Consider the following 23,045-nt stretch of genomic DNA (forward strand, 5'->3'; position numbering starts at 1 on the left):
TCGAGACTGCCACGCCGTTAGGACAAATGTCGCAAGCTCGATGTTCGGATGTAGACAGACGTCGTGAACGCGCCCGGACCGAGTGCGCTTGACTCACGCGAACACATACTGATCTCCAGCAAGGAGTCACGATGGCAACCGTCTCTGACAGCCCGACAACAAAACCCAGAACCTTCCTGGGCCTCCCGCTCACGGCTTATCTGATCACCGGCTTCACAGCCTTCGACGCGCTCGCCTTCTACGGCATGCAGACGCTGCTGGTCTACTACGTCTACTTCTCCCAGGACGAAGGCGGGATCGGGCTTCCGACAGACACGGCCATCGGCATCGTCTCCGCCTTCGGCGCCACCACATTCTTGGCGACCATCTTCGGGGGATGGCTCGCCGACCGGGTCCTCGGTTCTGGCCGGGCACTGCGATACGGCGCGTTCCTTGCCGTCGTCGGCTACGGCGTACTTGCGCTCCTCCCGGGGCCGCTCGGCGTGGCCATCGGCCTCGTCGCGCTGACACTCGCGGCCTCCTCCCTCTGGGTGAGCGAAGGAGCCCTGATGGACGGCGCGCTCCAACGCTTCGAGAGCAAGCGCGAGGCGGGCTTCACCGTCTACTACCTCGGCAGCGCCGCCGGCGCCGTCGTGGGAATCACGTTCGGCGGAATCCTGCAGACGGAGTTCGGCTTCCGGATCGGATTCCTCGCCTCCGCCATCTCCATCCTCATCGGACTCGCGGTCTATCTGCCCGCTCGACGGTCCATCGAAGCGACCGCGCCGTCCCGCCAGGGCAATCTGGTGCGGGGCTGGCGGCTGGCGTGGCCGATCCTCGCCGCGACGGCAGCGATCACGACTCTCGTAGCCGTCGTCGCAGTCGGGTTCAATCCGTCCCTGGTCATCACAATCGGCGCGTCCGCGTTCGCGATCACCGCCTTCACCCGCTACCTCCGATCTCCGCGGTTCACCCCGTCTGAGCGGCGGAATGTGCTGCACTACCTTCCGTTCAACATCGCGACCCTCTTCTTCGCCCTGCTCTATCAGCAGCTCTTCACCTCCGTCGCGGTCCACTCCGAATCAGCGACCGACCGCTTCGTGTTCGGCGTCGAGATCCCGCCCTCGACCGTGCTCGGGTTCGCCCCGCTGTGCACGGTGGTAGTAGCGCCACTGCTGGCCGCGATCTGGGGACGCCTCGGGGATCGGCAGCCCGCCCTCTCGACGAAGTTCGCGGTGGCGTTCGGGGTGTGCGCGCTTGCGATCGGGCTCTTCGCCGCGTCCGCAGGCTTGAGCCCGGTGACGCCTCTGCTCATTCTCGTCCTCGTCGTGGTGGCCTTCGGTGCTTCGGATGTGGTGATCTCTCCCTCCGGAATCTCGCTCGCCGCGGAGGTCGCGCCGCCCGGGCACGAGAGCCGCCTGCTTTCCCTCCATTACGTGAGTGTGTCCATCGGGATTGCGCTCGCTGGAGTGATCGCTCAGTGGTACACCCCAGGGCAGAGCGAGGGCCTGTACTTCGGCGGCCTCGCTCTGATGGCGGCGGCAGTGGCTCTAGGCATGGTCATCGCCCGTGTCCGCCTCGGGCGGAGGATCGTCGCATGACGGGGTCTGGCCTCATTCGCGCCGGCGCGGTCGCCGACGTCCGCACCGGAGAACTGCTCACCCACCACGCCATCGACTACGCCGACGGTCGCATCCACTCCATCGAACCGTGGTCCGCCTCCAAGCACGGCGGTCGGGAACATCTGGACCTACGCGACCACGTTGTCACCCCGGGCCTGATCGACCTGCACACCCACCTGCCGGGAAATCTGGAACGCGGCAACTACTCTCCCTTCCTCTCCGGCTCCGCGGCTCGCGACGCGCTCGTCGGGGCACACCACGCCTGGCAGACGTTGCGGGCCGGCTTCACGACGGTCCGCGATGTCGGCAGTTTCCGCGCCTTCGTCGACTGCGATCTGCGCGATGCGATCGAGGCCGGCTGGGTCGAAGGCCCGCGGATGGTGTGCGCCGGCGCCTACGTCACCTCCTCTTCCGGCGGTGGCGAGATCACTGATCTCGCTGACGATATCGAGCTCCCCCGCTCCTACCGGTTCGGCGTCGCCGACTCGGCCGACGAGGTCCGCTCCGCCGTCCGGCGCATCGCCCACCGGGGTGTCGACGTCATCAAGATCATCGCCACGGGCGCTGTGTACGCGACCGGCACCGTACCGGGCGCACCGGAATTCTCCGAAGCAGAGATCCGCGCTGGAGTCGAGGAGGCCGCGCTGTATGGCCTGTTCGTCGCGGCACATGCGCACGGCGAAGAGGGCGCGCTTCGCGCGATCCGCGCAGGCGTGCGCACCATCGAGCACGGCACCCTGCTCGGGAACGCAGCCATCGCAGCCATGCGCGAGCACGGCACCTACTACGTCCCCACGACCTACGCACTGACCTGGATCCTCGAGCACGCCGAGACCGAGGGTTTTCCGCCCGGCGTCACCGAGAAGAGCAGGAGCATCGCAGATCGTGCACGGCAGGCCCTTCGAGACGCCATCGACGCGGGCGTGCAGATCGCCTACGGGACAGACGCGATCGTCTTCCCCCACGGCATGAATGCCCGGCAACTGACGGAGTTCGTCGAGGCGGGGATGACACCCACCCAAGCCCTCCAGTCCGCGACGATCGTCGCCGCGCAGTGCCTCGACCGCTCCGACATCGGCGTCCTCACCCCCGGCGCGTTCGCGGATATCATCGCAGTGCCGGGCCGCAACCTGCATGACATGCACGCGTTCGGCGACATCCGCGTGGTGCTCAAGGCAGGAAGACGAATCCTCTGAGCGCGGGGGTTGGCGGCGACAGTATCCGGAGGGCCATGTTCGACACCGTGCAGGAGACGGTGGATCGCCTGGCCGCAGCGATCGAGCGGTCCGTGGTCGTCCTCGACCCGGACTTCACGCTCCTCGCCCACAGTCGACACTTCGAGCCTCTCGATGACGCCGAGCTGCACCTCATCGGGCAGCGAACCCTCCCCCCGGAACTCGGTGAAGCGATACGCAGCACCCGCGGTTTCCGCCAACGCACCCCCTTCACGCTTCCCGCCAGCAAGACTTACGCCACGTCGAACCCGCGGCACTTCATTCCCCTGCAGTCCCGCTACCAGCTCCTCGGAACCCTCGCGCTCGTCGGCGACGGCGACCTGGACCCTGAACAGCGCGCAACGCTCGACGAGGCCGCCGAGGTATGCCGCCATCTTCTCGAGCAGGTCACCCAGTCCATCGACGCGGTGAACGCCACCATCGAAGCGGAGATGCTCGGGCTGCTGACCGATGAGAGCATTACCCGCGAGGCCGCCGCCCGCGAGCTGAACAGCCTGGGCATGTTCGGCCGGTCGGCGAATTTCATCGCCATGACGCTCAAGGTGTCCGACGAATGGAGCGCATGGGGCGGACCACCGCCCCGCGAGGTGCTCTCCCGACTGCTCCTTCGTGCGATCACCACGCCGATGATCGACGCGTACAGTTTTGTCCCGACCGTCCCCACGACCTTCATCCTTGTCGGCTTCGCCAGCCAGCCCCGGCCCGAGGCTGTGGCGTCGATCGTCCACCGAATCGAGGCGGAGCTCCTCACTGCGCGCGACGGCGAGAAGCTCGCCGGCACGGTCGGGATCGGAGGAGTCGTGAACCACCTCGCCGACTCCTGGCAGTCCTTCGATCAGGCCGTGGTCGCCGCCGACGTCGCCAGATCAACCGGCCAGCAATCCGGCCAGTGGGATGAGAACTCGGGAACGACCGCACTGGCAACGCTGCTCGCCAGCCCACCCCCAGAGCACCTGCGGACTTCGTCATTGAGGCGGCTGGACGAGGCGGACGCGGACACGATTCGACTCCTTGAGTCGTACTTCGCAATGAACGGCCGAGCCGCCGACATCGCCGGCGCAATCGGAGTCCACCGCGGCACCGTCTACCACCGATTGGAGCGAACCGCGCGCGAGCTCGGCCTCAACCTCGACGATGCCGACGACAGGTTGGTCATCCAGGCTTGGCTGGCACAACGCCGATTTCGACGGTGAGGGGATCGATCTAGTTCGAGCGTAGAACGCCCAGTTCGGTGCGTCCACAGCAGCCGCTTACCGTGCGACGTGCGCAGGGATGGCTTGGAATCTGGTCAGCTGCTGTCGACGAAGCTCGCTGAATGTGGTCTGCTCTGGGTGGCTTCTCCTGGGGATGCGTGTGACTCGCACCTCTTCGAGCTTCCCGTGGGACATCACCCAGAGCGGGGATCCGCAAGGGGTCCGATTGTGTGTGGATCTCGTCGAGTACATCGACCGGCTCCGGAAAGTATGGCGCCCAGTTGGTGGCTGGGCCGTTTGGAGTCACATCCACCTCCGACTCGATCCGCTGCATATGGTCAGTCAGTCCGAGGTGCTGTCGAGCATTTTGCGCAAGCAAGGTGATAAGTGCACGGCGGCTTCAATCGCTCAGTCCGTCCGTCAGGGCGTGATCGGGGGCCAGCCTTCAACGGGATGGTTCATTGAGGTCGGCCGGACCGTCGGTGAGCGTCAGGCCACCGGCGAGGCTTCCGCGGCAGTTGTCTAGGCCCACGGCCGTGGCGAAAGACCTCGCCGCAATCGATGTGGAGAGTAGTCGCCCACGTGCAACATTTCCGGTACGCCATGCGGCTGGTCGTCGAGCACCTCATCCGCGATGTCGACTGCCGAGCCCCGGATAGTCGCATGGACATGTCCATATGAGAAGGCCGTCATCATGGCGCGGCCGCTCTGGCCCGGGCAGAACTCGGCCGACGCCAGAGTGGCCGCTACGTTCGGCAGCGCCTGGAGGGATGCGACGGGGAGCCCACAGCGCCGACGCGAATTCCTCGCCCGTGCTATCGAGCGGGTCGTCGTCGTCGGCAGCGGCACACCCGGAGAGACACTCCGCCACCGGGAGCGGTTCGAGATCACGTGGGGAGAAGACATGTGCCCCCATCTTGGACGGAACATCACCGGGCCAATCTTCAACCTCACCAGGCCGGAGTGCCGCATCTCAGCCGCTCACCTTCTCGCCGAGCTGCGAGCAGCACGGGACTCAGGCGCACCCGAGTCATTCGGCCGTGGACCGACCGTGGACCAGGTACCTCGCGGCGGTTCTGGGCGAAGGAATGCCTCCGACGACCCGAGAGTCACGTCGAGGGATCGTTGTAGAGCTCGCCGCGCACGGGATGACAAAGGCTGCCACCGCGTCCCTGGTCAACGTTTGCATGAAGACCGTCTTCAACGATCTGCACTCGGGCGGCGGCGCTCGATGCGCTGCGCGAAGCGGGGTGCTCGCGGTTCTACGTCGAATCGGTGTCGGCCACCTCCGACCGCCCCGAGTACGCGTGATTGCTCGACGTGCTCCGCGAGGGGTACACGGTCGTGGTGTGGCGCCTCGACCGACTTGGGAGATCCCTCCGAGACCTCATCGACCGCGTCGAAGATCCGGACGCTCGTGGAGTCAGCCTCCGCTCATTCCACGAGACACTCGACTCGTCGTCCGCGGGGGGCCGGTTGATCATGCACGTGTTCGCTTCGCTCGCCGAGATCGAGCGCCATCTAATCCGTGAGCGCACCAATGCCTGTCTTAGCGCCGCGCGCGCTCGCGGACCGGTCGGGGGCAGGCCCCGGTCGCTCACATCTGACCAGGAGACCGTCGCGCGCACCATGTATGACCAGGGCAGCCTCACTGTCGCTGAGATCGGCACTGCGCTTGGCGCGGGAAGGTCAACTGTGTACCGTGCCCTGGGCCGAGCGCACAGTTAGGCGTCTGCATGGGATGCGCCGCCCACCGCACGTGGCGGGACGCCCGCCGGTCGTGTTCACGAATGGCGGCGAGAAATGCGCGACGCTCGATCTCAATGTGTGAACGGTCGTATGGGATGCGGCCGGGCACATCGGCATCTCTCCGGATCCTCGGGGCCCGCCATGCCGTCGACATCGCCGCACCCGCCTGGCGCCGTGCGGCTTGGACGAGTCGTCCATACGCATTACTGATGTGGTCGTTCGCCGAAACCTCGAGAAGCGCGCACGACAGCCGTAGCCGCGACTGGATCTAGCTGATCTGCGTCGCAACCACAGCCCGAGCATCCATGCCGCTACGCCGCTGGACGATGAAAGGCGCCTCGGCGTAGTCCTCGACTGCGCGAAGGGCTTCGCTGTACATGACAGCACGAGCATCCGCGCGCGCCAGCCATCGCTGCCAGGCGTACCCAAGGACAGCAACGCGCGACGGCGTCGGCATCATCTCAGGGTCGTTGAAAAGGTCGGAGAGCTCCTCCTGCGCCAACACGGGATAGCCGGCCAGGTCGTACATGATGGCCTTGTCCAGCTTCGAAAGGGCGCCCTCAAGCTTCTTGATGACTTCGGGGCGGAGCGCGTTCAGCTTGATGAGCTTGTCGGCAACACAGGCCGAATCTTCCGTCTCACCCTTCTTCAGCTCCTCGATGGCATAGCTGAACCAGCTGCGCATCGAGGTGACAAGCGCCTCCTTAGAGGTCACGCAATAGAGGGCGAGCGCCTTGATGTTCCACGAGCAAAGCGACTGACCGTTCTGCCTGTTCCAGTGCTTGAGCAGGCGGACCGTGCGCGCGTACACGGACTCGGTGCGCTTGTTCGCCTCCGTGATGAGCCTCGTGTGCGTTGCAAAGGTCAGAGCGGTCCCAGGAGTCGAACCGGGGAATATAGAGACCCGGTCAGTTGGGATAGTCGCTGGCAGTGATCACGTCGGCGGTGAAGTCAGGGAGGCCCTTGCGGATGGGATCCCGGAAGCGAACGAGGATCAACCGCTTGCGGCCGCGGAACTCGACGCGCAGGTCGCCGTACTCGGGCGCGAGCTCGCGTCGAATGGCGGCGGATACTCGCTCTTGCAGTTCGCTCGGTCCCCTCTTCCGGGCCCATAGGTGCCGTCGGGGTTAGGGATTACAACGCCGAGGTCGACGTCGGTCAGCGGTGTAAGCGCGTCGCCATGAGCGACGCTGCCGTTGAAGCAGTGGCGCGACCCGACGAATTCTCTCGCAAGCGCCGCGACGATGGCGACCCGGCGCTTACGCGCCTCGTCGATCTCTGCCTTGGTGACCTCGATGCGCGCTCGCGCGTCGTTGACCACCTTCTCGATAGTCGGATAGTGATCCATATCTAGGAGCCTCCCATAGGCTCTGTTTGCCGGGATCTCCGGCGTGAGGAGGCAGGTGACGAGATCGGCGGAATGCCGACCTGCTCGCGCGCTGTGTAGAACCTCGGGTCGAATCGTCCTACCAAGACACATCGGCCCCGACCTACCTGAGCCCCGGCTCAGTGAGTCGGGGTCTTCTATTGAGTCTTCAAGTCCACGCTACGCAGTGAAACCGACATCGCTAACCCAGGGACGCCCAGTGGTCGCGGGCCATAAGGTAGCCCGCAACCCCGACTCCAAGTGCGCGATGGTGTAGATGTCCGGCCACACTTCGCTGGCGAGAATCGGGGTGCCGTTCGGTGATTCAGGTGACACTCCGCGGCTACTGAGCGGATGCTTCGGTCCCCAACCGCCGCCTGAAGCCGCAAGGCGAACGCGCCTGCCACCAAGCCGGCGGGATCAGTGGTCTCGCCGTGCGGCCACGGCGAGACCAGATCCACCGGTCGAGGGCGAGGTGTTCTCACCAACTGCGGTCACCGCAAACCCTCCTTCGCAACCGCCTCCGTTGCAAGGAGACCCGTTGACTTGAACGACCCCGCGACTTGCAAGGTACGACATGGCCCTTGAACGGTCCGTGGCGAAACTACCGGGAGGTCAGAAGTCCCAGTCGTCGTCCTCGGTCGCGACGGCCTTGCCGATGACGTACGACGAGCCCGACCCGCTGAAGAAGTCGTGGTTCTCGTCGGCGTTCGGCGAGAGCGCCGACAGGATCGCCGGGTTCACGTCGGTGACGGTCGCCGGGAACATCGCCTCGTAGCCGAGGTTCATCAGCGCCTTGTTGGCGTTGTAGTGAAGGAACTTCTTCACGTCCTCGGTGAGACCGACCTCGTCGTACAGATCCTGGGTGTACTGGATCTCGTTGTCGTACAGCTCGTACAGGAGCGAGAACGCGTAGTCCTTGATGTCCTGGCGCGCCGCCTCATCCAGCAGCTCCAGACCGCGCTGGAACTTGTAGCCGATGTAGTAGCCGTGCACGGCCTCGTCGCGGATGATGAGGCGGATGATGTCGGCCGTGTTCGTCAGCTTCGCCTTCGACGACCAGTACAGCGGCAGGTAGAAGCCCGAGTAGAACAGGAACGACTCGAGCAGGGTCGATGCCACCTTGCGCTTGAGGGGCTCGTCGCCGCGGTAGTAGTCCATGACGATCCGCGCCTTCTTCTGAAGGTTCTCGTTCTCCGTCGACCAGCGGAAGGCGTCATCGATCTCGGGCGTCGAGCACAGCGTCGAGAAGATCGACGAGTAGCTCTTGGCGTGCACCGACTCCATGAAGGCGATGTTGGTGTACACCGCCTCCTCGTGCGGGGTGATCGCATCGGGGATCAGCGAGACCGCCCCCACGGTGCCCTGGATGGTGTCCAGGAGCGTCAGACCGGTGAAGACCCGCATCGTCAGCGTCTGCTCCTGCGGGGTCAGCGTGTTCCACGACTGGATGTCGTTGGACAGCGGCACCTTCTCGGGCAGCCAGAAGTTGTTCACCAGACGGTTCCAGACCTCGAGGTCCTTGTCGTCCTGGATGCGGTTCCAGTTGATCGCCTGGACCCGGTTGAGCAGTTGCAGCTTCTCAGCCATCGTGTCTCCTAAAAAGTCCTGGTCAGAGGGTCACAACATGCAGCTGACGCACTCGGACATGTCGGTTCCCTCGAGCGCCATCTGCCGCAGGCGGATGTAGTAGATGGTCTTGATGCCCTTCTTCCAGGCGTAGATCTGCGCCCGGTTGATGTCGCGCGTGGTCGCGGTGTCTTTGAAGAACAGCGTGAGCGACAGCCCCTGGTCCACGTGCTGCGTTGCGGCGGCGTACGTGTCGATGACCTTCTCGTAGCCGATCTCGTAGGCGTCTTCGTAGTACTCCAGGTTCTCGTTCGTCATGAACGGGGCCGGGTAGTAGACGCGGCCGAGCTTGCCTTCCTTGCGGATCTCGATCTTCGACGCGATCGGGTGGATCGACGAGGTCGAGTTGTTGATGTACGAGATCGACCCCGTCGGCGGAACCGCCTGCAGGTTCTGGTTGTAGATGCCGTGCTGCTGGATGCTCGCCTTCAGCTCGCGCCAGTCGTCCTGGGTGGGGACGGGGATCTGGGCGAACAACTCCTTGACCCGCTCCGTGGCAGGCACCCACGCCTGATCGGTGTACTTGTCGAAGAACTCCCCCGACGCGTAGGTGGAGTCCCAGAACCCGTCGAAGACGGTGCCACGCTCGATGGCGAGGCGGTTCGACGCGCGCAGAGCGTGGAAGAGCACCGTGTAGAAGTAGATGTTCGTGAAGTCCAGGCCCTCTTCCGAGCCGTAGTGGATGTGCTCACGGGCGAGGAAGCCGTGCAGGTTCATCTGTCCGAGTCCGATCGCGTGGGAGCGGTCGTTGCCGTCCTCGATCGAGCGCACGGAGCGGATGTGACTCTGGTCGCTTACCGCGGTCAGGGCGCGGATGGCGGTCTCGACCGTCTGGCCGAGGTCGCCGCCGTCCATCGCCAGCGCGATGTTCATCGAGCCCAGGTTGCAGGAGATGTCCTTGCCGATCTGGGCGTACGAGAGGTCCTCGTTGTAGGTGGTCGGGGTGTTGACCTGCAGGATCTCCGAGCACAGGTTGGACATGTTGATCCGACCCTTGATCGGGTTGGCCTTGTTCACCGTGTCCTCGAACATGATGTACGGGTAACCCGACTCGAACTGGATCTCGGCGAGGGTCTGGAAGAACTCGCGCGCATTGATCTTCGTCTTCTTGATACGGGCGTCGTCGACCATCTCGCGGTACTTCTCGGTGACCGAGATGTCACCGAAGGGCACCCCGTAGACGCGCTCGACGTCGTACGGCGAGAAGAGGTACATGTCCTCGTCGTTCTTCGCCAGCTCGAACGTGATGTCGGGGATGACCACACCCAGCGACAGGGTCTTGATGCGGATCTTCTCGTCGGCGTTCTCGCGCTTGGTGTCGAGGAACCGCAGGATGTCGGGGTGGTGAGCCGACAGGTAGACCGCACCCGCGCCCTGACGGGCGCCCAGCTGGTTGGCGTAGCTGAAGCTGTCTTCGAGGAGCTTCATCACCGGGATGATGCCCGAGGACTGGTTCTCGATCTGCTTGATCGGAGCGCCCGCCTCGCGGATGTTCGACAGCAGCAGCGCCACCCCGCCGCCGCGCTTGGACAGCTGCAGGGCGGAGTTGATGCCGCGGGCGATCGACTCCATGTTGTCCTCGATCCGCAGGAGGAAGCACGACACCAGTTCGCCGCGCTGCGCCTTCCCGGTGTTGAGGAACGTCGGCGTGGCCGGCTGGAAGCGCCCGGAGATGATCTCCTCGACCAGCTGGACGGCGAGCGCCTGGTCGCCGTCGGCGAGCCCGAGGGCGGTCATGACGACCCGGTCCTCGAAGCGCTCGAGGTACCGCTTGCCGTCGAACGTCTTCAGCGTGTAGCTGGTGTAGTACTTGAAAGCGCCGAGGAAGGTCTCGAAGCGGAACTTCTTGCCGTAGGCGAGGTCATTGAGCTGCTGGATGAACTCGAAGGGGTACTTCTCGAGCACCGCCGGCTCGTAGTACTCCTTCTCCACGAGGTAGTCCAGCCGCTCCTTGAGCGAGTGGAAGAACACCGTGTTCTGGTTCACGTGCTGAAGGAAGTACTCCCGCGCAGCGCGCTTGTCGGCGTCGAACTGGATCTTCCCGTCCGGTCCGTACAGGTTCAGCATCGCGTTCAGGGCGTGATAGTCCAGACCCTCGAATCGCGCCTCGGTCTTGAAGTCCTTCTCGGTCAGTGCAGCTTCCACCATCGTTCCAATCCATCGCTGACGCGTGCCACGTCTTCAGGCGTGCCGAATACTTCGAGCCGATACAAGTGCGGCACCCGGCACTTGCGGCTGATGATCTCGCCGGCGAGGCAGAACGACTCGCCGAAGTTGCTGTTGCCTGCGGAGATCACTCCGCGCAGGAGTCGTCTGTTCCGCTCGTCGTTGAGGAAACGGATGACCTGCTTGGGGACGGCACCCTTCTCTTCACCGCGTCCCTGGCCTCCCCCGTAGGTGGGGGTCACGAGAACGAAGGGCTCGTCCACGACCGGGGTCGGTTCGGAGGCGGTGATCGGGATGCGGATGGCGGGGAGGTCGAGCTTCTCGATGAAGCGTGCGGTGTTGCCCGACACGCTGGAGAAATAGACCAGGAGCGGGGCGGATGTCGCCAGTGCGCTCATGGTTCCCTCCTGGGCTCGATCCTCGCGGGGTCCCCGACGCGGCGCCGGGTTCAGGCCAGGCGCGACGCCAGTTCGTCGATCTTGTCGGGACGGAAGCCCGACCAGTGGTCCTCGTCGGTGATGACGACGGGTGCCTGCAGGTAGCCAAGGGCCTTGACCTGCTCGAGTGCAGCCGGGTCTTCGGAGAGGTCGTGGACCTCGTATTCGATGCCCTTCGAGTCCAGCGCACGGTAGGTCGCGGTGCACTGCACGCAGGACGGCTTGGTGTAAACGGTGATCGCCATGTCGATCCGTTCTCCCCTCGATTTCGAGTGTTTGCTCCGGTGACCCCCACCGGGAGACCAATACTACATATGGGTGCCGACATCGGATAGCACCACTAGGGATAGTAGTTACATCCGTGTAGTTTTCTCACCGTCATCCCCATGTACAACACAGGTTGTCCACCGTTTCATCCACAGGCGGCGCTCCGATTCCGCGACCGGAAAGCCCGGATTCGCGCGGCTTTCCGAACCGGAACGAGAACTCCTCCACAGGGGGGACGGTATTCGGGGGTTCCGACATCCGATTTCCTGTGGACAGTGGACGACGGCGTGTCGCGGCGTGTCGCACTAGCGTGGTGGCGTGGCGGGATATCGAGACCTTCTGCGCACCCCCGGAGTGGCGCGCATCATCGCCGCACAGCTGACCGCCCGCTTCCCCAACGGCATGACGAGCCTGGCCGTCCTGCTGCACATCGAGCAGGTGACCGGCTCCTACGGCGCGGCGGGACTTGTCCTGGCCGCCACCTCCGTCGGACAGGCGGTCGCCGGCCCGGTCACCAGCCGGTGGATGGGCCTGTGGGGCATGCGACGGGTGCTCTCCATCACCCTCGCGATCTGCGCGGTCGCGATCGCGACGCTGGCCCTCGTGGAGATGCCGCTCCCCGCCTACATGGTGCTGGGCCTGGTCGCCGGGCTGTCGACGCCCCCGGTCCAGTCGGCCGTGCGCACGATCTACCCCAAGATGGTCAACTCCCGTCAGCTGACTCCCCTGTTCTCGCTCGACGCCTCGCTGCAGGAGATCATCTGGATCATCGCCCCGGTTCTGGTGACGTTCGTGGCGACCCAGATCGGCACCGTCGAGGCCCTGGTCCTCATCGTGGTGATCCTCGTCGGCGGCGGGCTGTGGTTCATCCTGTCGCCCGAGGTCGGGCGCGTGCGCATCCCTCGGAGCCGCCGACGCCTCGGACGCGTGCTCGCCAAGCCGCCCGTGCTTCTGGCGACCGTCATCGGCTTCCTCCTCATCGGTGGCTGCGCCGCGGTCGAGGCCGGAGTCGTGGCGACCTTCGGCCACAGCGGATTGGAGGCCGGGCTCGTCCTGGCGGTCTTCTCCATCGGGAGCCTCGCCGGCGGCCTCGGCTTCGGCCACATCCCCATCGGTCCGTGGGCGATGGCGCGACGCATGGGCATCTTCACCCTGGGACTCCTCCTCGCCCTGATCTCGCTGGATGTGTGGTGGCTGGGCGGCACCCTCTTCCTCGCCGGGATCGGGATCGCCCCGGCCCTGGCGGTGCTCTTCGCGATGACCTCGGCGAGCGTGAAGTTCAGCGAGACCGCCGAGGCCTACGGATGGATCGGCACCGGGCAGCTCATCGGCGCCGCTGCGGGGTCGGCCGTCGCCGGTTTCCTCATCGACGGCGTGGGTCCGCAGGGCGCCTACATGGCGGCGGCGGCCTTCGCGGGCGTCGGCTTCCTCGTCGCGGTGGTCTTCGTCCGGGGCTTCCCCGATCTCCGCGGGCGCGACGCGAGCCCCATTCCCGACACCGAGCCGGTCTCGACGATCACCTGAGCGGATGCCGCGGGCGGCCCCCCTACTGGATGCGGCGCAGCAGCTCCAGGACCGCCAGTGCATAGGCGTCGGCGGGCTCGGGGTGCTCGAAGACGATGACATCGCCGCCCAGCTCGATCTCCACCTGATGCGTGTCGACGAGCCGGCGCAGCGACCGGAACGCCCCGCGCAGCAGTTCGCGCAGCTGACTCTCATGCGGCAGCCACAGGGCGTCTTCGAGCGCGACGGAGTCGAGCGCCCACTCGGTCGTGCCGTTGAAGGCCAGAATCCGACCGGTCGGGTAATCACGCGGTTCGATGGTCATCTCGCTGACGGTGAAGACGTCGGCGTCGAACTCGGGCTCGTCGAGTTGGAAGCGATCACCCGATGTCGGATGCCACACGAGACCCGCCGCGCGCAGCTCGAGGGCCAGGTCGGTCGAGATCATGCCCTCCATCTTCCGCCACCCCGGGGCGGCGGGGCCCGCTTACGCTGAAGGGCGTGATGTTTCCGGTGACCCTCCCCCGCATCTCCTGGGGCGATCCGCGCGCGGGGCGGCGCGCGCTCCTCGTCCACGGCCTCGGTTCGAGCGCGGCGCTGATGTGGCGCTTCGGCGTGGCCCTGGCCGAGGACGGCTGGCGTGCCGACGCCGTCGACCTGCGCGGGCACGGCGTCGCCCCGCGCGTGCTCGACTACACGATCCCCGCCTACGCCGCCGACCTCGCCCACGCCCGCCCCCAGGCGGGCGATGAGACGTGGGATCTCGTCATCGGCCACTCCCTCGGCGGCGCGGCGACCACGCTGGCCGCCGCCGACACTCCCGGATGGGCGCGCCGCGTCATCCTGATCGATCCCGCCATCCACCTCTCCGACCACGACCGCGAGGTCGTGCGACGCAGTCAGGAAGAGGCCTTCGCCGACCCGACGGAGGTCGCTGTGCGCGCGGCGCACCCGCAGTGGCATCCTCATGACATCGAGCTGAAAGCCCTCGCGACCCGGCAGGCCAGCCGGTGGGCGGTGGAGCAGACGAGCCTGCAGAACCCCACGTGGGACGTGCGTGAAGCCCTGTCGCGCCTCGATGTCGACGTGGACATCCTGGCCGCCGATCCGGCGGTGTACAGCATCTTCGACGGCCCGCTCGCCACCGAGGTGCTCGCAGCCAACACCCGGGTGCGGATGACGGTCGTCGCCGGTGCAGGACACTCGCCGCATCGCGACAAGCCCGAGGAGACCGTCGCTGAGCTGCGCCGGGTGATGCAGGGAAGACGGACAATGGGATCGTGACCGAACCGGAGACGATCCTCCCGCCGGATCTGCTCGAGCGTTTCCGTGAGCGCGCGAGCGCGCACGATCGCGAGAACACCTTCCCCGCAGCCGACCTCGACGAGCTCCGGGGCATCGGGTACCTCGCCCTCCTCGTACCGGAGGCCCTCGGGGGGCGAGGACTCTCCCTCGCCGAGGTCGCGCTGCTGCAGCAGCGTCTTGCCACCGCCGCCCCGGCGACGGCGCTCGCGATCAACATGCACCTGGTCTGGACGGGCGTCGCACGCCAGCTGTCCGACCGCGGCATCGACGATCTGCGGTTCGTGCTGGAGGGCGCGGCGGCCGGAGAGGTGTTCGCCTTCGGCATCAGTGAAGCCGGAAACGACCTCGTGCTCTTCGGCAGCGACACCGCCGCCGAGCCCCGGCCCGACGGCGCCTACGCCTTCACCGGCACGAAGATCTTCACCACCCTGTCCCCCGTCTGGACGCAGCTGGGGCTCCACGGCCTCGACACCCGCTCGGCCGACGGCCCGCGGATCGTCTACGCCTTCGTGCCACGAGACGAAGAGGCTGCGGGGCGGGTGCGCATCCGCGACGACTGGGACACCCTCGGCATGCGCGCCACCCAGTCCCGCACGACGGAGCTCCACGGCGCCGTCGCGCCGCCCGAGCGCGTGGTCAGGCGCGTGGCGCCCGGGCCTCAGCCCGACCCGCTCGTGTTCGGCATCTTCAGCGTGTTCGAACTGCTCATCGCCTCGGTGTACACCGGCATCGCGCGGCGGGCTCTCGATCTCGCCGTCCTCGCCGCCGCGCGGAAGGACAGCCAGAACCCGCGGCTGCGCTGGCAGGTGGCCGATATGGCCATCGCCTACGACGCGATGCCGCCGCAGATCGACGCGCTGTGCCGCGATCTCGCACACGACGTGGACCACGGCGGACGCTGGTTCTCGCTGCTCTCGGGCGTCAAGCACCGGGCCGTCACCACGGCCAAAGCCGTCGTCGACGAGGCACTGATCGTCGCGGGAGGGTCATCCTTCTTCGCACGATCGGAACTCTCCCGGCTCTATCGCGACGTCGCCGCCGGGGTGTTCCATCCCTCCGACCCGGAATCGGCCCACTCCGCCGCCGCGACGGCGTGGCTCGGGCCGCTGGAGACGCCCTCCTGAGCGTCGCAGTTCGCCAGGGTGCGCGTGCGAGGATGACCGGATGGCACGTACCCCGACGGCTCTGCTGAGCCCCGCCGACCAGCAGCGGCGTCGCGGTCTGCGCACGATGAAGGCCGTGGCCCTGGGCGCTCTGCTGGCGATGGCCGTGGTGTTCGCCGTCGCCTTCTCGCTCCAGGAGCAGGTGCCCTGGCTCGGCTACGCCCGCGCGGCCGCCGAGGGCGGGATGGTGGGGGCGCTCGCGGATTGGTTCGCGGTGACGGCGCTGTTCCGTCATCCGCTCGGTCTCCCGATTCCGCACACCGCGATCATCCCCAAGCGCAAGGACGAGATCGGCCGCACGCTCGGCGAGTTCGTCGAGACCGAGTTCCTGCGCGGTGACGTGGTGCGCACGAAGCTCGCCGCGACCCACGTGTCCCGGCGGGCAGGCGAGTGGCTCCGTGAGCCCGCGCATGCCGCCCGAGTGGGTTCCGAAGCCTCGGTGATCGCCGCCGGCGTGTTGCGCGCCCTGAGCGACGACGACGTGCGCGACGTCATCGAAGAGCTCGCGCGGGAGCACGTGCTCGTTCCGGAGTGGGGACCTCCCGTGGGCGCGTGGCTGGGCCGGGTGATCGACGCGGGCGCCCACCACAGCGCCGTCGATCTGGCGGCGGAGACGATCGACCACTGGCTCGCGGCCAACAGGGTGGCCTTCGAGGGCCTGGTCTCGCGGCGCCTGCCCAGCTGGGTGCCTCGGATCGCGCAGCGCCTGGTGGACGAGACGGTGTACAACGAAGCGGTGAAGTTCGTGGCGGCCGTGCGCGCCGACCCCGACCACCCGGCGCGGCATGCGATCGACGGATATCTCGAGCGGCTCGCGCGGAACCTGCAGACCGATCCGACCACCATCGGACGCCTCGAAGACGCCAAGGGGGCGCTGTTCGACAGCCCCCGGGTCCGCGAGCTCGCCGCCCAGGCCTGGGGCACCGCGAAGTCCGGACTGCTGGCGGCTCTCGACAACCCCGACAGCGGCCTGCGGCGCCGACTGGCCGACGCTCTGGCCGAGATCGGCGACCGCCTGGTGACCGACGCCGCCCTGCAGCACCGGGCCGACGGCTGGGTGACCGAGGCAGCGGTCTTCCTGGTCGACCGATACCGCCACGACATCGCCTCGATCATCACCGACACCGTCGAGAAGTGGGACCCCGAGGAGACGACGGAGAAGATCGAGCTCATGGTCGGCCGCGACCTCCAGTACATCCGGCTCAACGGCACCATCGTCGGGGCGCTGGCAGGGCTCGTCATCTACACGATCGCCCGCGCCATCTGGGGATGACGCTCCCGCGGCGCTACAGTGAGCGCGTGGAATCGGTGGGCGACGAACTGCTCTTCAGCTACGGCACTCTCCAGCAGCCCGAGGTGCAGCTGGACACCTTCGGCAGGATCGTCGCGGCCGAGCCCGACATCCTGCCAGGGTTCACGGTCGACTACGCCGAGATCGTCGACGAACGGGTGGTGGATGTCTCGGGGCACGCGGTGCACCCCATCGTGCGTGCGACGGGCAATCCGCTGGACAAGGTGGTGGGAAAGGTCCTGAGCATCACCGAGGACGAGCTCGACGCCGCCGATGAGTACGAAGTGTCGCTCTACCGCCGCATCTCCGCCCCGCTCGCCAGCGGCCGCGTCGCCTGGGTGTACGTGTCGGTGTGAGCGGCCTCTTCCACGACCCCCTCTGGCCCCGTGCCGGTGAGTGGCCGTCCGCGCACGACGGCGCCGAGACCTCGGGGCCGGTCGATGTGGCGATCCTCGGTGTGCCGACGTGGCGGACCTCGCGGTCGGCGACCGGAGCGCACGCCACCCCCGCCGCCGTCCGCGCGGCGTTGCAGCGCTACAGCGCCACCCTGATCGGTCCGCCCGCGCTCGACCTCGATGCCGCGATGTCGATCGTCGACGCGGGCGATGTGGCCGAGCCCGACGGCGATGCCGGCGAGGCGCGCGTCCGCCGCGTCGTCGCCGATCTCATCGCTCGTGGCGGGATGGTCATCGCCCTCGGGGGCGACAACGCCGCGACCGTGCCGGTCGCCCAGGGCGCGAAGGCGGGCGGCCTCATCACCCTCGACGCGCATCTCGACCTGCGCGACGGCAGATCGAACGGCTCGCCGGTGCGCCGGCTCATCGACGACGGGCTCGATCCGCGCCGGATCGTGCAGATCGGAATCGCCGACTTCGCCAACTCCCCCGCCTACGTCGCGCGCGCCGTGGATCTCGGGATCACGCTCATCACCCTCGATCAGGTTCGCCGGCGCCCCGCCGCCGACCTCATGGGCGACGCGTTCGCCATCGCGGGCGCGGGTGCAGGCGGCGTGCACCTCGACATCGACGTGGACGTCTGCGACCGCTCGGTCGCGCCGGGGTGCCCGGCCTCGGTTCCGGGTGGGCTGAGCGCTGACGCGCTCCGGGCGCTGGTGCGGTCGGCGGCAGCCGATACCCGGCTGGTCTCCGCGGATATCGTCGAGGTCGACGCGACGGCCGACACCGAGGACGGCCGGACGGTGCGGCTGGCGGCGCTGTGCGTTCTGGAACTCCTGGCGGGAAGGGCGATGCCATGACGATCGAACTGGTGCTGGCGCGACACGCGAAGTCGGACTGGGGCGACCCCGGGCTCCGCGATCACGATCGCCCGTTGAACGAGCGCGGCCTGCGCGATGCGCCGCGGATGGCCGCGCGCCTGGCCGAGACGGGTTTCCGCCCGGATGCGCTGCTGTCCAGCACGGCCGTGCGCGCCCGCACGACCGCTGAGGCCTTCGCCGCTGCGCTCGAGACCGCGGTCACCCTCGTGCCCGACCTCTACGGCGCCCCGCCCGCGACGCTCCTCGCCACGGCGTCGACGAGCGGCGCCCTGCGCGTGATGCTCGTCGCCCACAACCCCGGGATGGCCGAGCTGGCCGACGCGCTCTCCGGCGGCCGGATCGGCGAGATGCCGACGTGCGCGGTCGCCCGGTTCCGCTGGGACGATGACGACTGGGCGGTCGTCGGCGCGGTCGACCCGGACGAGTGGCACATCGACACCCCCCGCTGAGGCGGGCTACACGGCGCGTTCCCCGTCTTCCCAGACCGCCGCGACGATCGGCACACCCGGCCGGTAGGCCAGATGGATCCGTGACGGAGCATCCAAGAGCACCAGATCTGCTCGCATCCCGGGGGCGATACCGCCGACGTCGGTGCGCCGGAGCGCACGGGCTCCCCCCGCCGTCGCCGCCCACACCGCCTCGGCGACCGTCATCCCCATCTCGCGCACCGCGAGGGCGATCATCAGCGGCATCGAACTGGTGAAGCTCGACCCGGGGTTGCAGTCGCTCGCGAGGGCGACGGTGACCCCCGCGTCGATGAGACGGCGGGCGTCGGGATAGGGCTGGCGCGTGGAGAACTCCACTCCGGGGAGAAGCGTGGCGACCGTCTGCGAACCCGCGAGGAGAGCCACGTCGGCGTCGCTGAGGAACGTGCAGTGATCGACGGATTCGGCGCCGATACCGACCGCCAGGGCGACACCCGGCCCCTCTCCGAGCTGATTCCCGTGCACGCGGGGCGCGAGGCCTCGCGCGACACCCGCCGCCAAGACCCGGCGCGCCTCCGCCTCGGTGAAGGCGCCGTCCTCGCAGAAGACGTCGATCCAGCGACTGAACGGCGCGCAGCGCTCGAGCATCGGTCCGCAGACGAGGTCGAGGTAGCCGCGGCGGTCATCGGCGTACTCCGGCGGGATGACGTGCGCCCCGAGGAAGGTCACCTCGTCGGTCACCTCGGCCGCGAGGCGAGCGAGCCGCTCCTCGTCGTCGGCGGTCAGCCCGTACCCCGTCTTGATCTCCACGGTCGTCGTGCCCTGACGGCGCAGTTCCCGGATGAACCCCGCGAGGCGGCCGCGCAACTCCTCCTCACCGGCCGCGCGCGTGGCCGCGACGGTGCGACGTATGCCGCCGGCGGTATAAGGCCTGCCGGCCATCCGCGCCTCGAACTCGTCGGCGCGGTCGCCCCCGAACACCAGGTGGGTGTGCGCGTCGACGAACCCCGGCAGCACAGCCCGGCCAGCGGCATCCACCACTTTCGTGTCGGAGCCGGGCGACGGTGCGTCGCGAGCACACCCGACCCACGCGATGAGGCCGTTCCGCGCGAGGACGGCCGCATCGCGGATCGTGCCGCACGCGTCCCCCTCGCCGCCGACGTTGGTCGTCAGTTCGCCGATGTTCGTGATGAGCGTCGCGCTCACGGCATCGGAACCTTCAGCCCGCGCTCGGCGGCGACCTCCCGCGCGCGGTCGTAGCCGGCATCGACGTGGCGCATGACGCCGGTGCCGGGGTCGTTGACGAGCACCCGGGCGAGTTTCTCGGCTGCGAGCGGCGTCCCGTCGGCGACGGTGACCTGGCCCGCGTGGATCGACCGACCGATGCCCACGCCGCCGCCGTGGTGGATCGACACCCACGACGCGCCCGACGCCGTGTTCAGCAGCGCGTTCAGCAGCGGCCAGTCGGCGATCGCGTCAGAACCGTCGGCCATCGCCTCGGTCTCGCGGTACGGGGAGGCCACGGAGCCGGCGTCGAGGTGGTCGCGCCCGATCACGATGGGCCCGGCGAGCTCGCCGGAGGCGACCATCTCGTTGAACCTCAGGCCCGCGAGATGCCGCTCCTGGTAGCCGAGCCAGCAGATGCGCGCCGGAAGTCCCTCGAAGTGCACCGCGTCGCCGGCCTTGTCGAGCCAGCGCACGAGCCCGGCGTCGTCGGGGAACAGGGCCTTGACGGCCTCGTCGGTCTTGCGGATGTCTTCGGGGTCACCCGACAGCGCCACCCAGCGGAACGGGCCGCGCCCCTCGGCGAACTGCGGACGGATGTAGGCCGGCACGAAGCCGGGGAAGGCAAAGGCCCGGTCGAAGCCGCCCAGCTGCGCCTCGGCGCGGATCGAGTTGCCGTAGTCGAAGACCTCGGCCCCGGCATCCTGGAAGCCCACCATCGCCGCCACCTGCTCGGCCATCGACGCGCGGGCCCGCCGCGTGAACTCCACCGGGTCGCGCTCGGCCTCGACGTGCCATTGCGCCACCGAGACGCCGACGGGCAGGTACGAAAGCGGATCGTGCGCGCTGGTCTGATCGGTGACGATGTCGATCGGAACGCCTCGACGCAGAAGCTCGGGGAACACCTCCGCCGCGTTCCCCACCACCCCGACGGAGAGCGCCTGGCCCGCGGATCGGGCGGCGACGACCCGCGCGACGGCGGTGTCGAGATCGGTGGTGTACCCGTCGAGGTAGCCGTGCTCGACACGACGCGCGAGCCGCGATTCGTCGACGTCGACGATGAGCACGGCGCCCCCGTTGAGGGTGACGGCCAGTGGCTGAGCGCCGCCCATGCCGCCGCACCCGCCGGTCAGGGTCAGCGTGCCCGCCAGCGAGTCGCGCCCCATCGATCGCGCGACGGCGGCGAAGGTCTCGTACGTCCCCTGCAGGATGCCCTGCGTGCCGATGTAGATCCACGATCCTGCGGTCATCTGGCCGTACATCGTCAGACCCAGGTGCTCGAGGCGTCGGAACTCGGGCCACGTCGCCCAGTCACCGACGAGGTTCGAGTTGGCGATGAGCACGCGGGGCGCCCACTCATGAGTGCGGAAGACGCCGACGGGCTTGCCCGACTGCACGAGCAGCGTTTCGTCGGGCTCGAGCTCGTCGAGGGTGCGGATGATCGCGTCGTAGGCCTCCCACGAGCGGGCGGCCTTTCCGGTGCCGCCGTAGACGACGAGGTCGTCGGGTCGCTCGGCGACCTCGGGGTCGAGGTTGTTCATGAGCATGCGTTTGGCAGCCTCCGCTCCCCAGCTCTTCGCGGTCCTCTCACCGCCGCGGGGCGCGCGGATCGAGCGGGCAGGGGCGTGGACGTCGGTCATGAGTCCTCCTCGTGGGTGATCGGTGACAGGGCGGATGCCGCGGCCCGGGCGATCGCGCCGGTGGAGACGAGGTCCGTGGCAGCCTCGATCTCGGGCGAGAGGAATCGATCGGGACCGGGACCGCCGCACGCATCACGCACCAGCGCGGCGACCGCGCCGGTGGCGGGTGCGGGCGGAAGGGGCGCGCGAAGCTGCTGCGCACGCACCCCGACCATCACCTCGATCGCCAGGACACGGGCCAGGCCGTCGAGGGCACGACGGAGTTTGCGGCCTGCGGCCCAGCCCATCGACACGTGGTCCTCCTGCATCGCCGACGACGGGATCGAGTCCACCGAGGCAGGAGCGGCGAGGCGCTTGAGCTCCGACACGACTCCGGCCGCGCCGTACTGGGCGATCATGAACCCCGAGTCGACCCCGGGCTCGTGGGCGAGGAAGGGCGGCAGGCCCTGGTTGCGCGCCACGTCGAGCGCGCGGTCGGTGCGCCGCTCCGAGATCGACGCCATGTCGGCCACGGCGATCGCGAGGAAGTCCAGCACGTAGGCGATCGGTGCGCCGTGGAAGTTGCCGTTGGATTCCACGCGACCGTCCGGTGTCACGACGGGATTGTCGATCGCGGCGGCGAGTTCGCGCGCGGCGACGGCGGAGGCGTGGGCGAGGGTGTCGCGCGCCGCACCGTGCACCTGCGGACTGCAGCGGAGCGAATAGGCGTCCTGCACCCGCGTGCACACGTCGGGATCGCGATGACTGGCGACGATGCCCGATCCGGCGAGGAGGGCCCGCAGGTGCGCGGCCGAATCCCGCTGACCCGGGTGCGGCCGCAGCTGCATCAGATCGGCGGCGAAGACCGCGTCGGTTCCGAGCTGGCTTTCGATCGAGAGCGCCGCGGCGATATCGGCGGTGTCGAAGAGCATCTCCAGGTCGTGGGCGGCCAGGAGCAGCATCCCCAGCATCCCGTCGGTGCCGTTGATGAGGGCGAGTCCCTCCTTCTCCTCGAGGACGACGGGGATGAGGGATGCCGTGGCGAGCGCCTCCCGCGCCGACGTGACGTGTCCGCCGCGCACCCGTACCTCGCCTTCCCCCATCGCCGCGAGCGCGACGTGCGCGAGGGGGGCGAGGTCGCCCGAGCACCCGAGAGAGCCGTACTCGCGGACGACCGGCGTGATCCCCGCATTCAGCATTCCCGCGTAGAGCTCGACGACCTCGGCGCGCACGCCCGTGCGTCCCGAGGCGAGGGTCTGCAGGCGCAGGAGCTGCAGCGCCCGGATCACCTCCTCTTCGACCTCGGCTCCTGTTCCGGCGGCGTGCGAGCGGATGAGGCTCGCCTGCAGCTGGCGGCGTCGTTCGGGGGCGATGAAGGTGGTCGCGAGCGCGCCGAACCCCGTCGAGATGCCGTAGTGCGGGCGCGGGTCGTCGGCGAGTCGCTCGATCAGGGCGCGGGAGGCGTCGACGCGCTCACGGGCGATGTCGTCGAGCTCGACACGAGCGTGGTCACGGGCGACCGCGACGACCTCCGTCGGTGACAGCGGTGCACCCCCGATGGAGACGTGGGGGCGGGTCGAGGAGGGAAGCGCCATA

Annotated in this window: 21 protein-coding genes; 11 read left to right on the forward strand and 10 right to left on the reverse strand. The window is 68.0% G+C overall.

All coding sequences use genetic code 11. The annotated features are described in order from the left end of the window. The first annotated feature begins 131 nt into the window (after positions 1–131). The 4 genes from V6S02_RS09100 to V6S02_RS09115 all read left to right on the forward strand — a co-directional run bounded on the left by V6S02_RS09100 (position 132) and on the right by V6S02_RS09115 (position 5,757). Positions 132–1,580, forward strand: coding sequence for an oligopeptide:H+ symporter (locus V6S02_RS09100; RefSeq protein ID WP_336400578.1), 1,449 nt, complete (start codon positions 132–134; stop codon positions 1,578–1,580). Next, the gene (locus V6S02_RS09105; protein WP_336400579.1) at positions 1,577–2,797 is read left to right on the forward strand and encodes a metal-dependent hydrolase family protein; all 1,221 of its coding nucleotides are present in this window, start codon (positions 1,577–1,579) and stop codon (positions 2,795–2,797) included. The genes V6S02_RS09100 and V6S02_RS09105 overlap by 4 nt, the downstream gene beginning before the upstream one ends. A gap of 35 nt (positions 2,798–2,832) precedes the next feature. Continuing rightward, positions 2,833–4,029 carry a PucR family transcriptional regulator gene (locus V6S02_RS09110; RefSeq protein WP_336400580.1) on the forward strand — a complete coding sequence of 399 codons (1,197 nt, stop codon included), beginning with the start codon at positions 2,833–2,835 and terminating at the stop codon, positions 4,027–4,029. A 1,320-nt stretch (positions 4,030–5,349) separates the two neighbouring features. Continuing rightward, positions 5,350–5,757 (forward strand): recombinase family protein, encoded by a 408-nt coding sequence (locus V6S02_RS09115; protein ID WP_336400814.1) that lies wholly within the window; start codon positions 5,350–5,352, stop codon positions 5,755–5,757. Positions 5,758–6,046: 289 nt separating this feature from the next. On the opposite strand, the gene V6S02_RS09120 is transcribed toward V6S02_RS09115, so the two are convergent. The 6 genes from V6S02_RS09120 to nrdH all read right to left on the reverse strand — a co-directional run bounded on the left by V6S02_RS09120 (position 6,047) and on the right by nrdH (position 11,621). After that, positions 6,047–6,589 carry a hypothetical protein gene (locus V6S02_RS09120; protein ID WP_336400581.1) on the reverse strand — a complete coding sequence of 181 codons (543 nt, stop codon included), beginning with the start codon at positions 6,587–6,589 and terminating at the stop codon, positions 6,047–6,049. A 183-nt stretch (positions 6,590–6,772) separates the two neighbouring features. Next, positions 6,773–7,126, reverse strand: a complete 354-nt coding sequence (locus V6S02_RS09125) for a hypothetical protein (RefSeq protein ID WP_336400582.1) — start codon at positions 7,124–7,126, stop codon at positions 6,773–6,775. Positions 7,127–7,759: 633 nt separating this feature from the next. After that, positions 7,760–8,734: a class 1b ribonucleoside-diphosphate reductase subunit beta gene (gene nrdF, locus V6S02_RS09130; protein WP_124293684.1), complete on the reverse strand. Its 975-nt coding sequence runs from the start codon at positions 8,732–8,734 to the stop codon at positions 7,760–7,762. Positions 8,735–8,764: 30 nt separating this feature from the next. Then, positions 8,765–10,921 carry a class 1b ribonucleoside-diphosphate reductase subunit alpha gene (nrdE, locus tag V6S02_RS09135; protein ID WP_124293685.1) on the reverse strand — a complete coding sequence of 719 codons (2,157 nt, stop codon included), beginning with the start codon at positions 10,919–10,921 and terminating at the stop codon, positions 8,765–8,767. After that, positions 10,903–11,337 carry a class Ib ribonucleoside-diphosphate reductase assembly flavoprotein NrdI gene (gene nrdI, locus V6S02_RS09140; RefSeq protein WP_179561497.1) on the reverse strand — a complete coding sequence of 145 codons (435 nt, stop codon included), beginning with the start codon at positions 11,335–11,337 and terminating at the stop codon, positions 10,903–10,905. Before nrdI ends, nrdE begins: the two co-directional genes overlap by 19 nt. 50 nt (positions 11,338–11,387) lie before the next feature. After that, a complete protein-coding gene (gene nrdH / locus V6S02_RS09145; RefSeq protein ID WP_124293687.1) occupies positions 11,388–11,621 on the reverse strand; it encodes a glutaredoxin-like protein NrdH in 234 nt (77 codons plus the stop codon). Positions 11,622–11,961: 340 nt separating this feature from the next. Here nrdH and V6S02_RS09150 point away from each other — a divergent pair, with 340 nt between their 5' ends. Further along, positions 11,962–13,167, forward strand: coding sequence for an MFS transporter (locus V6S02_RS09150; protein WP_124293688.1), 1,206 nt, complete (start codon positions 11,962–11,964; stop codon positions 13,165–13,167). A gap of 22 nt (positions 13,168–13,189) precedes the next feature. On the opposite strand, the gene V6S02_RS09155 is transcribed toward V6S02_RS09150, so the two are convergent. Then, positions 13,190–13,594: a pilus assembly protein CpaE gene (locus V6S02_RS09155; protein ID WP_124293689.1), complete on the reverse strand. Its 405-nt coding sequence runs from the start codon at positions 13,592–13,594 to the stop codon at positions 13,190–13,192. A 56-nt stretch (positions 13,595–13,650) separates the two neighbouring features. Here V6S02_RS09155 and V6S02_RS09160 point away from each other — a divergent pair, with 56 nt between their 5' ends. The 6 genes from V6S02_RS09160 to V6S02_RS09185 are packed head-to-tail and all read left to right on the forward strand — an operon-like array spanning position 13,651 to position 18,630. Further along, complete coding sequence (locus tag V6S02_RS09160; protein WP_336400815.1) at positions 13,651–14,430, forward strand: alpha/beta fold hydrolase; 780 nt, start codon at positions 13,651–13,653, stop codon at positions 14,428–14,430. Further along, positions 14,424–15,575, forward strand: a complete 1,152-nt coding sequence (locus V6S02_RS09165) for an acyl-CoA dehydrogenase family protein (RefSeq protein WP_442927924.1) — start codon at positions 14,424–14,426, stop codon at positions 15,573–15,575. The genes V6S02_RS09160 and V6S02_RS09165 overlap by 7 nt, the downstream gene beginning before the upstream one ends. 40 nt (positions 15,576–15,615) lie before the next feature. Further along, positions 15,616–16,887 (forward strand): DUF445 domain-containing protein, encoded by a 1,272-nt coding sequence (locus V6S02_RS09170; protein ID WP_336400584.1) that lies wholly within the window; start codon positions 15,616–15,618, stop codon positions 16,885–16,887. A 26-nt stretch (positions 16,888–16,913) separates the two neighbouring features. Beyond that, complete coding sequence (locus tag V6S02_RS09175; RefSeq protein WP_240638607.1) at positions 16,914–17,261, forward strand: gamma-glutamylcyclotransferase family protein; 348 nt, start codon at positions 16,914–16,916, stop codon at positions 17,259–17,261. Beyond that, entirely contained in the window at positions 17,258–18,160 is a 903-nt protein-coding gene (locus V6S02_RS09180; protein ID WP_336400585.1) for an arginase family protein, read from the forward strand. Before V6S02_RS09175 ends, V6S02_RS09180 begins: the two co-directional genes overlap by 4 nt. After that, the gene (locus V6S02_RS09185; protein WP_124293695.1) at positions 18,157–18,630 is read left to right on the forward strand and encodes a SixA phosphatase family protein; all 474 of its coding nucleotides are present in this window, start codon (positions 18,157–18,159) and stop codon (positions 18,628–18,630) included. Before V6S02_RS09180 ends, V6S02_RS09185 begins: the two co-directional genes overlap by 4 nt. Positions 18,631–18,636: 6 nt before the next feature. Here the strand turns inward: V6S02_RS09185 and hutI are convergent, their stop codons facing one another. From hutI to hutH, 3 genes are read right to left on the reverse strand one after another with little or no spacing between them, the layout of a single operon-like run. Further along, a complete protein-coding gene (gene hutI, locus V6S02_RS09190) occupies positions 18,637–19,812 on the reverse strand; it encodes an imidazolonepropionase (RefSeq protein WP_336400586.1) in 1,176 nt (391 codons plus the stop codon). Then, positions 19,809–21,470, reverse strand: a complete 1,662-nt coding sequence (gene hutU, locus V6S02_RS09195) for a urocanate hydratase (RefSeq protein ID WP_336400587.1) — start codon at positions 21,468–21,470, stop codon at positions 19,809–19,811. Before hutU ends, hutI begins: the two co-directional genes overlap by 4 nt. Further along, a complete protein-coding gene (hutH, locus tag V6S02_RS09200) occupies positions 21,467–23,044 on the reverse strand; it encodes a histidine ammonia-lyase (protein ID WP_336400588.1) in 1,578 nt (525 codons plus the stop codon). Before hutH ends, hutU begins: the two co-directional genes overlap by 4 nt. Position 23,045 lies beyond the last annotated feature (1 nt).

Origin of the sequence: Microbacterium sp. CCNWLW134 (assembly GCF_037083565.1) — a bacterium.
Classification (GTDB): Bacteria; Actinomycetota; Actinomycetes; order Actinomycetales; family Microbacteriaceae; genus Microbacterium.

What these genes read in the sequence shown, in the direction of transcription:
- V6S02_RS09100 (WP_336400578.1), top strand. Translation starts at nt 132, where the DNA reads ATGGCAACCGTCTCTGACAGCCCGACAACAAAACCCAGAACCTTCCTG.
- V6S02_RS09105 (WP_336400579.1), top strand. Translation starts at nt 1,577, where the DNA reads ATGACGGGGTCTGGCCTCATTCGCGCCGGCGCGGTCGCCGACGTCCGC.
- V6S02_RS09110 (WP_336400580.1), top strand. Translation starts at nt 2,833, where the DNA reads ATGTTCGACACCGTGCAGGAGACGGTGGATCGCCTGGCCGCAGCGATC.
- V6S02_RS09125 (WP_336400582.1), bottom strand. Translation starts at nt 7,126, where the DNA reads ATGGATCACTATCCGACTATCGAGAAGGTGGTCAACGACGCGCGAGCG.
- nrdF (WP_124293684.1), bottom strand. Translation starts at nt 8,734, where the DNA reads ATGGCTGAGAAGCTGCAACTGCTCAACCGGGTCCAGGCGATCAACTGG.
- nrdE (WP_124293685.1), bottom strand. Translation starts at nt 10,921, where the DNA reads ATGGTGGAAGCTGCACTGACCGAGAAGGACTTCAAGACCGAGGCGCGA.
- nrdI (WP_179561497.1), bottom strand. Translation starts at nt 11,337, where the DNA reads ATGAGCGCACTGGCGACATCCGCCCCGCTCCTGGTCTATTTCTCCAGC.
- nrdH (WP_124293687.1), bottom strand. Translation starts at nt 11,621, where the DNA reads ATGGCGATCACCGTTTACACCAAGCCGTCCTGCGTGCAGTGCACCGCG.
- V6S02_RS09155 (WP_124293689.1), bottom strand. Translation starts at nt 13,594, where the DNA reads ATGATCTCGACCGACCTGGCCCTCGAGCTGCGCGCGGCGGGTCTCGTG.
- V6S02_RS09160 (WP_336400815.1), top strand. Translation starts at nt 13,651, where the DNA reads ATGTTTCCGGTGACCCTCCCCCGCATCTCCTGGGGCGATCCGCGCGCG.
- V6S02_RS09170 (WP_336400584.1), top strand. Translation starts at nt 15,616, where the DNA reads ATGGCACGTACCCCGACGGCTCTGCTGAGCCCCGCCGACCAGCAGCGG.
- V6S02_RS09185 (WP_124293695.1), top strand. Translation starts at nt 18,157, where the DNA reads ATGACGATCGAACTGGTGCTGGCGCGACACGCGAAGTCGGACTGGGGC.
- hutU (WP_336400587.1), bottom strand. Translation starts at nt 21,470, where the DNA reads ATGACCGACGTCCACGCCCCTGCCCGCTCGATCCGCGCGCCCCGCGGC.
- hutH (WP_336400588.1), bottom strand. Translation starts at nt 23,044, where the DNA reads ATGGCGCTTCCCTCCTCGACCCGCCCCCACGTCTCCATCGGGGGTGCA.